General features: G+C 72.0%; 15 protein-coding genes. 11 read left to right on the top strand and 4 right to left on the bottom strand.

The features are described from left to right. Positions 1-114: 114 nt before the first annotated feature. Entirely contained in the window at positions 115-795 is a 681-nt protein-coding gene (merB, locus tag AB0M56_RS23005) for an organomercurial lyase (RefSeq protein WP_364179388.1), read from the bottom strand. A 101-nt stretch (positions 796-896) separates the two neighbouring features. On the opposite strand from merB, the gene AB0M56_RS23000 reads away from it, so the two are divergent. The 3 genes from AB0M56_RS23000 (at position 897) to AB0M56_RS22990 (ending at position 4,740) form a co-directional block, all read left to right on the top strand. Further along, entirely contained in the window at positions 897-1,781 is an 885-nt protein-coding gene (locus AB0M56_RS23000; RefSeq protein ID WP_220238058.1) for a methylenetetrahydrofolate reductase, read from the top strand. Positions 1,782-1,823: 42 nt separating this feature from the next. Then, complete coding sequence (locus tag AB0M56_RS22995; protein WP_364179386.1) at positions 1,824-3,509, top strand: DUF885 domain-containing protein; 1,686 nt, start codon at positions 1,824-1,826, stop codon at positions 3,507-3,509. Positions 3,510-3,825: 316 nt separating this feature from the next. Continuing rightward, a complete protein-coding gene (locus AB0M56_RS22990) occupies positions 3,826-4,740 on the top strand; it encodes an EamA family transporter (protein WP_364179384.1) in 915 nt (304 codons plus the stop codon). Here AB0M56_RS22990 and AB0M56_RS22985 read toward each other — a convergent pair. Next, positions 4,679-5,251, bottom strand: a complete 573-nt coding sequence (locus AB0M56_RS22985; RefSeq protein ID WP_364179382.1) for a GNAT family N-acetyltransferase — start codon at positions 5,249-5,251, stop codon at positions 4,679-4,681. The two genes, AB0M56_RS22990 and AB0M56_RS22985, sit on opposite strands and share 62 nt — an antisense overlap. Continuing rightward, positions 5,248-5,772, bottom strand: coding sequence for a YbaK/EbsC family protein (locus tag AB0M56_RS22980; protein WP_364179381.1), 525 nt, complete (start codon positions 5,770-5,772; stop codon positions 5,248-5,250). Before AB0M56_RS22980 ends, AB0M56_RS22985 begins: the two co-directional genes overlap by 4 nt. A gap of 220 nt (positions 5,773-5,992) precedes the next feature. Here AB0M56_RS22980 and AB0M56_RS22975 point away from each other — a divergent pair, with 220 nt between their 5' ends. The 8 genes from AB0M56_RS22975 (at position 5,993) to AB0M56_RS22940 (ending at position 12,760) form a co-directional block, all read left to right on the top strand. Continuing rightward, positions 5,993-6,454, top strand: coding sequence for an SAV_6107 family HEPN domain-containing protein (locus tag AB0M56_RS22975; RefSeq protein ID WP_364179379.1), 462 nt, complete (start codon positions 5,993-5,995; stop codon positions 6,452-6,454). Then, the gene (locus AB0M56_RS22970; RefSeq protein WP_364179377.1) at positions 6,444-7,211 is read left to right on the top strand and encodes a maleylpyruvate isomerase N-terminal domain-containing protein; all 768 of its coding nucleotides are present in this window, start codon (positions 6,444-6,446) and stop codon (positions 7,209-7,211) included. Before AB0M56_RS22975 ends, AB0M56_RS22970 begins: the two co-directional genes overlap by 11 nt. A gap of 58 nt (positions 7,212-7,269) precedes the next feature. Further along, positions 7,270-7,968 carry a VOC family protein gene (locus AB0M56_RS22965; RefSeq protein ID WP_364179375.1) on the top strand — a complete coding sequence of 233 codons (699 nt, stop codon included), beginning with the start codon at positions 7,270-7,272 and terminating at the stop codon, positions 7,966-7,968. A 195-nt stretch (positions 7,969-8,163) separates the two neighbouring features. Continuing rightward, entirely contained in the window at positions 8,164-9,060 is an 897-nt protein-coding gene (locus AB0M56_RS22960) for an oxaloacetate decarboxylase (protein ID WP_364179373.1), read from the top strand. Then, positions 9,057-9,848 (top strand): SDR family oxidoreductase, encoded by a 792-nt coding sequence (locus AB0M56_RS22955; RefSeq protein WP_364179371.1) that lies wholly within the window; start codon positions 9,057-9,059, stop codon positions 9,846-9,848. The genes AB0M56_RS22960 and AB0M56_RS22955 overlap by 4 nt, the downstream gene beginning before the upstream one ends. Continuing rightward, positions 9,845-10,540 carry a GntR family transcriptional regulator gene (locus AB0M56_RS22950; protein WP_364179369.1) on the top strand — a complete coding sequence of 232 codons (696 nt, stop codon included), beginning with the start codon at positions 9,845-9,847 and terminating at the stop codon, positions 10,538-10,540. The genes AB0M56_RS22955 and AB0M56_RS22950 overlap by 4 nt, the downstream gene beginning before the upstream one ends. 28 nt (positions 10,541-10,568) lie before the next feature. Then, on the top strand, positions 10,569-11,900 hold the full coding sequence (locus AB0M56_RS22945; RefSeq protein ID WP_364179367.1) for an MFS transporter: 1,332 nt from the start codon (positions 10,569-10,571) through the stop codon (positions 11,898-11,900). Continuing rightward, positions 11,897-12,760: an alpha/beta hydrolase gene (locus tag AB0M56_RS22940; RefSeq protein WP_364179366.1), complete on the top strand. Its 864-nt coding sequence runs from the start codon at positions 11,897-11,899 to the stop codon at positions 12,758-12,760. Before AB0M56_RS22945 ends, AB0M56_RS22940 begins: the two co-directional genes overlap by 4 nt. A gap of 5 nt (positions 12,761-12,765) precedes the next feature. On the opposite strand, the gene AB0M56_RS22935 is transcribed toward AB0M56_RS22940, so the two are convergent. After that, a complete protein-coding gene (locus AB0M56_RS22935; RefSeq protein WP_364179364.1) occupies positions 12,766-14,466 on the bottom strand; it encodes an FAD-dependent oxidoreductase in 1,701 nt (566 codons plus the stop codon).

Genomic DNA, 14,466 nt, shown 5'->3' with positions numbered 1-14,466 from the left:
GTCCCGCCCGCCGAAGCGATGCCGGGTCTCCGGGGCCCGCGAGCGCGGCCGGAAACCGCCCGCGGTCTCGGCTCACCCGGTCGAGCGGGTGGCCCGCCGCGACGTCGGGCCCGCTCAGCCGGTCCAGAACTCGCCGGGCAGCCCGGCGGCGGCGAAGTACGCGGCGGCTTCGGCCGGTTCGCGGCGCTGGTAGCCGTATTCCAGCCGTCCGGCGTACCAACCCTCGGCCAGCTGCCACAAGGCCGGGAGGTCGAGCACGGCGCCCTTCGCCATGCCCGTGCGCTCGGTCCATTCGTCCACACAGGACTCGCCGCAGAACAGGCGCTGCACGGAACACGTGTGGCGCACGTCGTCCCACATCCGGGCCGTCGGCACGGGGAAATGCGAGACCTGCGGGCCGTCCGGCGGCGCTTCGCGGCTCACGACGAGGGCCGTGGGCTCGGTGCAGCACGGGCAGCGCGTGGCGACGAGTACTTCGGGCTCGGCGCGCACGAGGTGCGGGATCGCGAACGAGTCCCATGCGCAGCCGCCCCACCACAATGTGCGCTCGCCCATCACGGAGAAACCCAGCGGGATCGCCGCGAACGGGTGCGCCAGCACCACGTGCTCGCACTCGTCGAGGACCAGGTGGCGGGCGTCGGCCAGGCGGTGCAGCGCTTGCTTGGCCACGGCGAGTGAACCGTGCGCCGCGTCGGCCAGCTCCGGCGCCGTGGGCGGGCGTCCGTGGGTGGCGAAGGCCCGGTACACGGCCACTCGCACGTCTTCGTCCCAGGCGGTGTCGTCTTCGCGGCTCATGACTGGCTCCTCGCCGGAGGGTGCGAGTCCGACGGTACCCGTGGCCAAGGCCACGCGCCGGGGCTCCCAGCGTCCGGTTTCGCCCACTAACATGTCCGTTCATGACGTCGGTGATCGAGCGGTTGCAGGGGGACGGGCCCCGGTTCTCCATCGAGTTCTTCCCGCCCCGCGACGAGGCCGACGAGGCTGTGCTGTGGCGCTCCATCCGGGAGCTCGAGCCGTTCGACCCGGCGTACATGTCGATCACCTACGGCGCGGGCGGCTCGAGCCGCGACGGCACGATCCGCAGCATCGCCCGCGTCGCCACCGAGACCACGCTCTGCCCGATGGCGCACCTGACCGCGGTCGACCACTCGGTATCGGAGCTGCGCAACGTGATCGGCTGGTACGCGGCCGTCGGCGTGCGCAACATCCTCGCGCTGCGCGGTGACCCGGCCGGCGAGGTCTACGGAGACTGGGTGCCCCACCCCGAAGGCCTGACGTACGCCGAGGAGCTGGTGGAACTCATCCGCTCGCTGGGCGACTTCTGCGTCGGCGTGTCGGCGTTCCCCTACGGCCACCCGCGTTCGCCGGATCTGGAGTCGGACACCAAGTACCTCGTGCGGAAGTTCCGCGCCGGGGCCGATTTCGCCATCGCACAGCTGTTCTTCGAGGCCGAGGACTTCCTCCGGCTGCGCGATCGCGTGGCCGCCGCGGGCTGCGACGCGCTGGTGCTGCCCGGCATCATGCCGCTGACCACGCTGCGCACCCTGCACACCACGATCAAGCTCTCCGGGGCGCCCGCGTCGCAGCGGCTGCTCGACCGGTTGGAGCCGCTTTCGGACGACCCGAAGGCGTTCCGCGCGGCCGGGATCGACGCCGTCACCGAACTGGGTGAGAAACTGATCGCCGAAGGTGTGCCGGACCTGCACTTCTACACGTTCAACCGGTCCAAGGCCACGCGCGAGGTGGTGACGCGCCTCGGGCTCGTGCCGGCGCGCGCGTAAGTCCGTACCCCAGGCAGGGCCTTGGCCGGTACGGTTCGGCCCATGGCTTCCACCGAACACAGCGTGCACGGGATTTCCGACCGGTACGTCGACGACTACGCGGCCGTGGACCCGGTCGCGGCCACCATGCTCGGCGTCGCCGGGTACGACGACCAGCTCACCGACTACTCGCCCGCCGGCCACGCGGCCCGGGCCGCGCTCGCGGCGAAGGCTCTCGCGGAGGTCACCGCCGCCGAGCCGGCCGACGCGGGAGAGCGGGTCGCGAAAGCGGTGTTCACCGAGCGCGTGGGCCTGGACGTGGAGATCCACGACGCCGGCCTCGACGTCGCCGCGCTGAACGTGATCGCGAGCCCGGTGCAGGACCTGCGCATGGTGTTCGACCTGATGCCGATGGACACGCCCGAGCAGTGGGCCGACATCGCGGCCCGCCTGAAGAAGGTGCCCGACGCGCTCGCGGGGGTGCGCGCTTCGCTGCTGACCGCGGCCGACGCGGGGCGTGTGTCGGCGCTGCGGCAGGTGGGCAAGGTCGCCGAGCAGTGCGAGACCTACGCCGGCCTCGGCGAGGGGCCGAGCTTCTTCACCGGCCTCGTGGGCAGCGCCGGCGAGGTGGGTGCTGCGTTGTCCGGCGACCTGCGGGCGGGCGCCCGCGCGGCCGACGAGGCGTTCGCGGAGTTCGCGGGCTTCCTGCGCGCCGAGCTCGCGCCGAGGGCCCCGGCCAAGGACGCCGTGGGCGAGGACGTCTACCGGCTGTGGTCGCGCTACTTCATCGGTGCCGAGCTGGATCTGCGCGAGGCGTACGAGTGGGGCTGGCACGAGTTCGCCCGCATCGACACCGAGATGCGCTCGGTGGCCGAGCGGATCCGTCCGGGCGCGTCCGCCGCGGAAGCCGCCGAGGTGCTCGACGCCGACCCGCGCTACCGCGTGCACGGGCGTCCGCAGTTCGAGGCCTGGATGCAGTCGCTGTCCGACGAGGCCCTGAAGTCCTTGCGCGGCAAGCACTTCGACATCCCCGACCGGCTCATGGCGCTGGAGTGCCGCATCGCCCCGCCGGGCGGCGGCGTCGGCGCGTACTACACCGGGCCGAGCGAGGACTTCACCCGTCCGGGGCGGATGTGGTGGTCGCTGCCGGCGGACAAGGACGAGTTCACCACCTGGCGCGAAGTGTCCACTGTGTACCACGAGGGCGTGCCGGGCCACCACCTGCAGATCGCGACCGCCGTCAACCAGGCCGCGTCGCTCAACAAGTACCAGCGGCTGATGACGTTCATCTCCGCCCACGGCGAAGGCTGGGCACTGTATTCCGAGCGCCTCATGCAGGAACTCGGCTACTTGTCGGACGACGGCAACCTGCTGGGGATGCTTTCGGAACAGCTGTTCCGAGCCGCCCGCGTGGTCGTCGACCTCGGCATGCACTTGGAACTCGAAATCCCGCGCGGCACGGGCTTCCACGAGGGCTCGCGCTGGACCCCGGACCTCGGCCTGGAGTTCCTGCTCACGCGCACCATCACCGACCAGGCCCACGTCCGCGACGAGATCGACCGCTATCTCGGCTGGCCCGGCCAGGCCCCCGCGTACAAACTCGGCGAACGCCTCTGGCTCGCCGCCCGCGACGACGCTCGCCGGCGGCTGGGGGACGCGTTCGACATCAAGCAGTTCCACACGCGGGCGCTGGAGATGGGCGGGATGGGGCTGGACACGTTGCGAGAGCAGCTGGCTTTGCTGAACTGAGTTTTCCGGTTCGGCTTGGTGAAGCCCTCCAGCGCCTTGCGTGGCGGTGGAGGGCTTCACCGTGTCCGGGCGACTTCAAGCGCCGTCTTCCCTTCCTCCACCCCAAAACCCATCGCCCCACCACCGCCTACCCCCTAAACTCCCGCCCGTGCACCGGATCTTCCTCGTCACCCCACCCCCCTCGCTCTGAGCGGGGTGGTTTCCGCCGCGTGAGTCCGCCGCCGGACCCCGCGGCCGGTCGGTGCTGCACAAAAACCGCACGAAAACCGCCCCGCGTCGTCGATGTCCGAAATCCTTCGACGCTGGAGCGTTGTCCATGTCTGTTGTCCTGTCCGAGCGCGCCCGCGGGTCGGTCGCGCTCGTCGTCGCCGGGGTGCTGTGGGGGACCGGGGGGTTGGCCGGGTCGTTGCTCGGGCAGCTCGCCGGGTTGCACCCGCTGGCCGTCGCCGCGTATCGGTTGCTGCTGGGGGGTGCAGCGGCGATCGCGGTGTCCGGCAAGGGGATCCCGCGGACCCGCACGCAAATCAAGCGCGTGCTCGTCGTCGGCGCGTTGTTCGCGTTCTTCCAGACGACCTACTTCGCCGCCGTCGCGCTCGGGTCGGTCGCCACGGCGACCATGACCACCATCGGCGCCGCGCCCGTCATGCTCACCATCGCCACGGCGATCCGGACGCGCCGGGCACCGCGGTCCTGGACCGTGCTGTCGGTCGTCGGCTCGCTGATCGGCCTGGTGCTGCTGTCCTGGGAGCCGCACACCGAAACGTCGAACGCCGCCATCGTCCTGGCTCTCGCCGCGGCCGCCGGGTTCGCCGTCCTCACCACCCGCCCGGTCGACGACCCCCTGGCCACCACCGCGTACGGCTGCCTCACCGGCGGCCTCCTGCTCACCCCGGCCGCCCTCGCGCTGGGCATGGCGCTGCCCGCCCGGCCCGACGTGCTGCTCGTCGCCGTCTACTTCGGCGTCGTGCCGACAGCGCTGGCGTACGCCGCGTACTTCAAGGGCCTCACCACGGCCCACCCCGTGCTCGGCGCGCTTTCGGCGCTGCTCGAACCGCTCACGGCGACGATCCTGTCCGTCGCCTTCCTCCACGATCACCTGAGCCCGCAGGCCTGGGGCGGCGCGGCTCTCCTGACCGCGGCGCTGGCCGTCGGCTACTGGCGCCCGGAACCTACTTCGGGTCGAGCGGCAGCGGACGGCCGAGGATCGCGAACGGACGCGGGTCGCCCGTGAACTGGTAGTCGCGCAGCACGTCGGCGAATCCGGTGCGCCGGTACAGCTTCCAAGCCCGGCTGGTGCCTTCGGGCGTGGACAGCAGCACGTGGGCGTTCGGAACGCCGTCGAGCAGCCGGCGCAGCAGGTCCTCGCCGATCTGCTTGCCCTGACTCTCGGGGCGCACGTGGATCTCGGTGAGCTCGAAGTAGTCGCTCATCCACCGCTCGGCCTCCTCGGGGCCGGAGCGGCGGGTGAGGCCGTGGCGCACCTGCTCGTGCCACCACTGCCCGGCGCGGCCCTTGTACCCGTAGGCGAGGCCGAGCAGCACGTCGTCGGCGTCGAGGGCGGCCATGCAGCGCCAGCCCTCGCGCAACGCGTGGGTGAGCCACATCGGCGCGCGCTGCTCGGCCGTGCCTTCGGGGTACTGCATGGCCTTCACGTAGATGGCCAGGGCTTCGGGCAGGCGGGTGCGGAACTCGTCCGCGGACAACTGCACGTATCGGGAACACCCGGAGGACATGGCGGTCACGGCTGTCCATCCTCCACTCCCGCCGCGAGCGCGCCCGGGGTGCCCCCGGTCAGCTCGACGAGCCCGTCGAACGTCGTCGGGAACACCGACTTCGGGTGCCCGGCCGCGGCCCACACCTCGTCGTACGCGCGCAGGGCTGTGTCCACGAGCGTCACGAGCCGCCGGGGGTGCCCGACGGGGGCGACGCCGCCGATGGGCTGGCCGGTGTGCGCACGCACGAAGTCCGCATCGGCTTCGCCCACCTCGGCGAGGCCGGCGAGCGCGGCCAGGCGGGCCGGGTCGGCTCGGTGCGCGCCGGAGGTGAGGGCGAGCAGGGCCGTCTCCTCGCCGCCGGCCGTGCGGGCGCGGAACACGAGGCTGTTGGCGATCGCGCCGACCTCGACCCCGAGCGCTTGGGCGGCCTGGGCCGCGGTGCGGACCTCGGCCGGCAACACGCGCACACCCTCGGCGGCGGCCTGCTGGCCGGCTTCGCTCAGAGCGGCTGTGACCTTGGCGACGGCGGGATGGTCGGGGGAGCTCATCCGGTTATGAGACCACGCCGACGGCACCGTGTCCCGCACCACGTCCCCGGATTCCACCGGCGGGGTTGAGAGAACACGGCACCGGGGGTTACTCTGGAAATCGTTCGAACAGACGTTCGACATCCGGTGAGTGTTCACCGGCAGGTGTCCGGCGAGGGGCGGGGGAAGCGCCCCGCGGCCGGGCACCTGCCGGACTCGCCCGAGCGGGAGGAGGGTCGTCATGTCCGTCTCGGTCGTGTCCCCTGACCCCGGGCAGCCCCAGCTGCCCCTGTCGCTGCGCCCGCCGGCACCCCCGGCGGCGGCCACCCTGCTCGCCCAGGCCAAGCGCGGTCTGGCCGACGCCGAAAACGAACGTGATCCCGCCGAGCGGTTCATCGGCGCCTACCTCTCGGCTCTGCGCGGTGCGGCGGCGGTGCTCGCCGTGCGCGGGCGGCCGCGCCGGGGCCGTGGTCGTCCGGCCAGCGGCTGGGTGCTGCTCGACGCCGTGGCGCCGGAGCTGCAGGAGTGGTCTGCCTTCTTCGCGGCCAACTCGGCCACGCGCGCGGCCGCCGAAGCCGGCATCACCGGAAAGGTCACGGCCGAGTCGGCCGCGAGCCTGCTGCGCGCCACCGGCCTGTTCCTCGAGCTGGTCCGCCGGCTGATCCACGGCCTGCCCATCTCCGGCGAAGCCCATGTCGCGTGAGCTCGGTCCGGTCGACCACGGCCGGTTGCTCGAAGCGCTGGAGATCGAAGCGCGGGTGCTGGGGGAGGTGGCGCACGCGGCGTCGGCCGAGGCGCCGGTGCCCACGGCCCCCGGCTGGACGCTGGGGGAGCTGCTGCGCCATGTCGGCAGCGTCCACCGCGTCACCCTCGGCTGGCTGCGCGAGGGCCACAAGCCCGCGCAGTGGCAGCGCATGCCGCACCAAGACGAAACGGTCGCGGAGTACTACGCCTCGGGCCGCGACGCACTGATCGCCGAGCTGGCCGCCCACGACCCGGCCGACCACGCGGCCACCTGGTGGGCTGCCGATCCGACGTACGGCTTCTGGCGCCGCCGCACGCTCCACGAAACGCTCGTCCACCGCGTCGACGCCGAGCGCGCCGCAGGCGTCGACCACCCGGCTGTGCCCGCCGACCTCGCCACCGACGGCGTCGACGAGGCCCTCACCCTGTACTTCGGCCACAAGCTCGCCCTGCTCGGTCTCACCGGCACCCGCCACGGCACCGTCGGCATCCGGACGGGCGGGCACAGCTGGATCGCCCGCGCCGGCCCCGAAACCATGGACGCGTGGCGCTGCTCGCCCGAGGCGGCCCTGTCCGCCGACGAACTCGTGAGCGGCGACCCGGCCAACGTCTACCTCTGGCTGTGGGGCCGCGCCGCCCCGACCGCCGTCGTCTCCTCGCGCGGCCACGACCTGGCCGCCCAACTCTGGGCCTTGCTGCGGCTGGCCACCCGCTGAACCGGAAAGTGGGGAAGCTTCCCCGGTTCTTGTCGGTGGTCGCCGCTACCTTCGGCCCATGACCACGCCCAGCCGGCCGGTCGACAGCTTCACCGTCGATCACCTCACCGTCGACGCAGCGCGGCCCCTCGCCCTCGCGGGGTTCTGGGCCGCGCTGCTCGGCTGGCGCCAGGAGGGCCCGGTCGTACGGCCCCCGGACACCGACGGCTGCGAGTTCGCCCTCGCCTTCGTCTCCGAGACGGCCGCCAAAACGCACAAGAACCGGCTCCACCTCGACCTGTCCAGCCGCACCCTCGACCACCAGCGCGAGGTGGTCGCGCACGCCCGGATGCTCGGTGCGCGCCTCCTGGACGTCGGTCAGGGTGACGTGCCCTGGGTCGTCCTCGCCGATCCTGAGGGCAACGAGTTCTGCGTACTCGAGCCCCGGCCCGAGTACGCCGACACGGGCACACTGGCCGCGCTCGTCGTCGATTCCCCCGACCCGGCCCGCCTCGCCGCCTTCTGGTCGGCGTTGATCGGGTGGCCGGTGACGTCGACCCACGCGGAGATCACCGGCCTGCGCAGCCCTTCGGCTCGCGGACCGGCGATCGAGTTCCTGCTCTCGACGGACCCCCAACGCGGCCGCAACCGCCTTCGCCCCGCCCTGCGCACGCCGGCGCCGAACGAGCCCGCCGACGCCACGGATCCCGAGGGCAACGAGTACTCGCTCACTCCTCAGGTCTGGAGAAAAGATCAAAAACAGCGCGGGCTCGTGTAGCCCGCGGCCAACCGGCCACTGGTGGGCGAGATCGTGGACTTCTGCGCGGACTTCGGTTCGGCTTCGGCGCGTACGAACAGAGCTTGGGAACCGCGGCGACGCGTGAAACCGGCCGCCACTGACCACCTCCGCGGTCACCGCCCTGCCGATGTCCATCGTCCGACAACCGACAGTTGACTGCCTCACCATCGAGCAATGACAGTGAGCCCCATGGTGACCAGCAGTGATCACGAAGTCCGCGCCGTCCGAGCGCGGATGCGAGAGCTCCTCGCGCGGCCCGGATGTGTGGTGGCCCCCGGGTGTCATGACGCGCTCGCGGCGCGGATCGCGCAGGACGAGGGGTTCGAGGCCGTTTACCTGTCCGGCAACGCGGCCTCCGCGGGCTTGCTCGGACGGCCGGACGTCGGGCTCGCCGACCGGCACGAGATGACCGAGCGGGCACGCTGGGTGACGGGTTCGATCGCGCTCCCGGTTCTCGCCGACGCCGATGCCGGGTACGGCGACAGGCACGCCGTCGCGCGTACGGTGCGCGAATTCGAGGCGGCCGGCGTCGCCGGCATCCACCTCGAGGACCAGGACCTGCCCAAGCGCTGCGGTGCGATGGAGGGGGTCCGGATCGTCCCCTTCGACGACGCCATCGCGAGGCTGCGCGCGGCCTTGAAGGCCCGCACCGACCCCGACTTCCTCATCATCGCCCGCACCGACGCGCTCGCCCTCGGCGACGAGGCCGAAGCCCTCAGGCGGGCAGAGGCGTTCGCCGAGGAGGGCGCCGACCTGGTGATGGTGGAGGATGTCCGGTCCGAGGACCAGGTGCGCCGGCTGCCGAAGCTGCTGCCCGGCGTCCCGCTGCTGTTCGACGCGTTCGAGGTCTGGCCCTGGACGCTGCGGGACACGGCCGAGCTCGGCGAGCTGGGTTACAAGATCGCGATCATGTGCCTGTCCACCACGCTCGCGTACGCGCAGGCCGCCCGCACGGTCCTGCGGGCGATCCGCGACGAGGGGTCCACTCGCGGCGTCCTCGACACCCTGATGCCGCTGGCCGAATACGAACGCGTGCTCGGCATCGCCGAGTTCGAGAGCGAGGCGAAATGACCGTCACCCTCGTCACCGGCGGAGCCGGCGGCTTCGGCCGCGAGATCGGCGCCCGCCTCTCCGCGCGCGGAGACGACGTCGTGCTCCTCGACCGCGGTGACGCCGCCGCGGCCGCCGCCGAGCTGCCCCGCGGCCCGGGGCAGCGCCACCTCGGCCTGCACTGCGACCTGCGCGACGAAGGTTCCGTCGCCGCCGCCTTCGCCGAGGCCGAACGTGAGCTCGGCACCGTGGCCACGCTCGTGAACAGCGGCGGCGTCCGCGAAATCGTCAACATCCTCGACATCACGCTGGCCGAGTGGGACGACGTGCTCGCGACCAACCTCACCGGCACCTTCCTCACCTGCCGTGAGTTCGCCCGCCGCGCGGTGTCCGAAAAGGACGGAACACCCCGCGCCATCGTGAACATCGCCTCGGTCGCCGGCCTCACGGGCATCAGCAACCGCCCGGCCTACTCCGCGAGCAAACACGGCGTCATCGGCCTGTCCCGCAACCTTTCCACGGATCTGGGTCGCTTCCGCATCCGCGTGAACGTGGTCGCGCCGGGCACGATCCGCACGCCGATGACCGAGAGCTACTACCACGACAAGGACTTCGTCGACTCGCTCACCGCCGTCGTGCCACTCGGCGCGGGCGGCACGGCCCGGGACGTCGCCGACGCCGTGGCTTTCCTGTCCAGCCCGGAAAGCGGCTTCATCACCGGAGCCGTGCTGCCCGTCGACGGCGGCTGGTCGGCGGAGAAGAGTTACAGCGTCAACACGAACAGCGCCTACCACGGGAACACCCGATGAGCGGGCTCCTCGAACGGCGGACGCTGCGTCAGCAGCTCGTGGACAGCCTCCGCGCCGAAATCGCCTCCGGCGAGCTGGGCGCGGGCAGCGCGCTGGTCGAAAACGCGCTCAGCGAACGGTTCCAGGTCAGCCGCGGCACCGTCCGCGAGGCGCTGCGCGAGCTGCACGACCAGGGTCTGGTGGTGCAGCGGCCGCGCACCGGCACGTTCGTGCGCCGGCTCAGCCCCGCCGACATCACCGAGATCTACGACGTGCGCGCCGCGCTGGAAGGGCGCGCGGCCGTGGCGATCGCGCGCTCACCGTTGTGGGACGACTACGCCGACCAGCTCGAGCGGCACGTCGACGAGATGCACCGCGCCCGCACCGGCACGTTCCTCGACCGCATCCGCCTCGACCTCGAGTTCCACCGGCTGCTGTGCAAGCTGTCCGGCAACAACACGCTCGCCCAGGCGTGGGAGCACCTCGTGACCCAGATGCTCTCGGTCCACGCCGGCATGGGCGAATCGCTGGTCCTTCCGCTGATGGCTGCGGAGGACCACCTGGTGTTCGTCGACGCCATCCGCTCGCGCGAACCCGCCCGGATCCAGGCCACGTTCGACGAGATCATGGCCCACTCCGCGGCCCAGCTGCTCGCCTCGATGCGCGACCCCGCCCGCGGCACCACCGGCTACTCCGATTCCACCCCCCACTAGATCCCGGTACTCGACGAGGAGACCGACCATGAACCCCGAATCCTCCACGGCCCCCACGCCGCAGAGACCCGCCGAGGACGAACCGCCCGGCTCGGCCCCGGGCAAGGTCGTCGCCGCCAGCATGATCGGCACCACGCTGGAGTTCTACGACTTCATCGTCTACGGCACGGTCGCCGCGCTGGTCTTCAACCGGCAATTCTTCCCAGCCGCCGCGCCCGGTGTCGGGACGCTGCTCGCGCTCTCGACGTTCGCCGTCGGCTTCCTCGCCCGCCCGCTCGGGGCCGCGTTGTTCGGCCACCTCGGTGACCGCATCGGCCGCAAACGCACGTTGATGCTCACGCTCGTGATCATGGGCGGCGCCACGGTCGCGATCGGTGTCCTGCCGCCGTACGCGGCCATCGGGTACTGGGCGCCGCTACTGCTGGTGGTCTTGCGCGTGCTGCAGGGCGCGGCGGTCGGCGGCGAGTGGGGCGGCGCCGTGCTGCTGATCGGGGAGCACACGGCGAAAGGCCGCCGCGGCTGGGCGACGAGCTTCGCGCAGCTCGGTTCACCGCTGGGCTTGTTGCTGTCCAACGGCGTCGTGCTCGGCACCGTCGCCCTCGCCGGCAGCGACCGCTTCGCGAGCTGGGCCTGGCGGATCCCGTTCCTGCTCAGTTTCGTGCTCATCGTGATCGGTGTCGTGTTGCGTCGCACCGTCGAGGAATCCCCGGTGTTCCAGCAGATGCAGGTGCGCCAGGGCACCGCGAAGTCACCCGTGGCCGAGGTCCTGCGCCGCCACTGGGCACGTTTGCTGCTCGCGATCGGCGTGACTGTGGTGTCCTTCGGCGGCTACTACGTCTTCACCACCGTCGGGCTTGCGTACGTGAGCCTGAAGAAGATCCCCAGCTCCTACGGTCTCTACGGCACCGTGATCGGCGCGGCGCTCACCGTGCCGGTGATCCTCGGCTCCGGCGCGCTGTCCGACCGCGTGGGCCGCCGACCGCTCTACGCGGTGTCCGCGGTGCTCATGGCCGGCTGGGCGTTCGCGTTCTTTCCCTTGCTGGACACGGGTTCCGCGGTACCGGTGGTGCTCTCGTTCGCCGCCGGCATCGTCGCCTGGAGCGTGCTCTACGGGGCCCAGGGCGCGTTCCTGTCCGAGCTGTTCCCCTCTCGGGTGCGCTACACCGGCGCGTCGATCGCCTACCAGGTCACCGGTGCGCTCGGCGGGCTCGTGCCCCTGCTTTCCTTGTCCCTGCTGCAATCCCTGGGCACCACGGTCGCGATCTCGGTGTTCGTGGCGCTGACGGCCGTCGTCACGCTCGTGGCGCTGCGGCTGGCACCGGAGACCTACCGGCTGGCCGACGAGGGGGAAGGCGCATGACCACCGGCCTCACCCACCACCACGCCGACCTGGGCGACGTGCGCCTGCACTACGTCACGGCCGGGCACGGGGAACCAGTGGTGCTCCTGCACGGCTGGCCCCAAACGTGGTTCTGCTGGCGCCACGTGCTGCCCCTGCTCGCCGGCGACTTCACGATCGTCGCCCCCGACCTGCGCGGGCTCGGCGACTCCTCGCGGCCCGAGGGCGGGTACGACACGCGCACGGTCGCGTCGGACATCGACCGCTTGATGCGGGAAGAGCTGCGGGCCGACCGGTTCCACGTGATGGGGCACGACTGGGGCGGGCTCGTGGCCTACGCCCTCGCCGCGCAGTTCCCCGGCCCCGTGCGCACCCTGACCATCGTCGACGTCGCGATCCCCGGCGACGGCAGTCCCGGCATCAACCAGGGCGGCCGCCGCTGGCACCACGAGTTCCACCGGACGCCCGGCTTGCCCGAAGCGCTGATCGCCGGGCGGGAAGACCTCTACCTCGGCTGGTTCTACGACCACTACGGCCACCGCGCCGACGTGATCACCCCCGCCGACCGCGCCGAATACCTGCGTACCTACACGCAGCCCGGGGCGTTGAGCGCGGGGTTCGAGTACTACCGCGCGATCGACCAGGACGCCCGCGACAACGCCGCGCGCGCCGCCGAACAGCGGATCGCCGTGCCGGTGCTCGCCGTCGGTGGCGCGGGCGGCTGGGGCCGGGGCGCCGAGGTCGAGGCGTCGGTCTCCCGGCTGGCCGACGACGTCACCGGCGCTGTCGTGGCCGAAGCCGGGCACTGGGTGCCGGAGGAGCAGCCGCGAGAGCTGGTGCGGTTGTTCCGCGAGTTCACCGCGCGGAACACTCCACAGTAGACGGTTCACCGCCCGACCGGCTCCACGGGTTCCTGCGGTCGTCCCCTCGGTTGCAACTCTTCAGCCGCGAACATCCGATGCAGCAACTGGATCGCCACCGAACCCTCACCCACCGCCGACGCCACCCGCTTCACGGAGCCGTGCCGCACGTCTCCCGCCGCGAACACGCCCGGCAGGCTCGTTTCGAGGGGCAGCGGGGCGCGCTCGAGCGGCCACGGGCCGGCCAGGTCCGGGCCCGTCACGATGAAGCCGCGGTCGTCGCGCTCGACCTCCGGGGGCAGCCACGCGGTGTGGGGGTGCGCGCCGATCATGACGAAGAGGGCGTCGGCGGGGGCGGTGGCCGAGCGGCCGGTCAGCCGGTCGCGAAGCACGAGGTGCTCCAGCCACCCGGTGCCGCCGCCGTCGACGACCTCGGTGGCGAGGAGGACGCTGAGCCGGGGCGTGGCCTCGATTTCCCGGGCGAGGTAGTGCGACATGCCCGCGCCCAGCGACCGGCCGCGGATTAGGAGCGTGACCTGCCTGGCATACCGCGCCAGGTACAGCGCGGCCTGGCCGGCCGAGTTCCCGCCGCCGACGACGTAGACCTCGCGGTCGGCGACACCGGGCGCCTCCGAAGCCGGACCGCCGTAGTAGACGCCGGCCCCGTTCAACGCCTCGAGGGCCGGCACGCCCAGCCGGTGGTAGGTGGCACCCAGCGCGAGCAGCACCGCGCGGGACCGCACCTGCGTGCCGTTGGACAGCGTGATCGAGAGCTCGTCTTCGCGCCGCAGCTCGGCTGCCCGCTGCATGAACACGAACTTCGCCCCGAACACCCACGACTGGTCGTACGCCTGCTGCGCCAGCCGGCGGCCGCTGACGCCCCGGGGGAAACCGAGGTAGTTGCGGATCAGCGAACTGGACGTCGCCTGGCCCCCGAGCCCGCCTTCGTCGACGACCAGCGTGCCGAATCCTTCCGACGCGCCGTACATGGCCGCCGAAAGCCCGGACGGGCCCGCCCCGATGATCACGAGGTCGAACTCCATGCGGTCCGGGTTGACCGGCGCGCCCGAGGCCACGGCGATGTCGGCGTCGGTGGGGTTGCGCAGGACCGTGCCGTCGGGGAAGACGACGATCGGGAGCTCGCCCGGCCCGGCCTGGGCGATGCGGGCGCGTCCTTCGCTCGAGTCCGCCAGGGAGAACGAGTGCGGGATCGCGCACCGCCCGAGGACCTCCCGCAGCCGGTAGGCGCGTCCGGACCAGGTGTCGCCGACCACGTGGATCGTGTAGGGCGACGTGCGCCGCAGCTCGGTCCATTCGAGCAGCAGGTTCGAGATCGCGTGATGGAACACCTCGTCCGGCGCGGCGAGCGGCCGCAGCACGTAGTGGTCGATGTGCCCGCGCGCGATCGCGTCGAAGATCGCCTCACCCGTGGCCCGGTCGCCCCATTCGCCCCAGGCGATCAGCAGCCCGCGCTTCGCGTGCGGGTGCAGCCGGCGCGCCTGGGCCAGCAATTCGCCACCGGTCGTGCCGGAAAGCCATTGACCGGCAAGGACGAGCGCGACGTCTTCACCATCCGCGGCGAGTTCTTCGAGCAGCACCAACGCTTCCTGCGCCGAGGGCAGGCTCACGATGCGGTAGTGGCGCGCGTAGCGCTCGCGCAGTTCCCGTTCGACGTCACGCAGCGCATCCGCGTTCTCGTCGACGGCGAGAAGCACGGCGCCGGACAT

It is taken from the genome of Amycolatopsis sp. NPDC051372, from assembly GCF_040682095.1.
Lineage (GTDB): Bacteria > Actinomycetota > Actinomycetes > Mycobacteriales > Pseudonocardiaceae > Amycolatopsis.
Note: the sequence above shows the minus strand (reverse complement) of the source record. Positions and strands in the feature narration are given on the sequence as shown.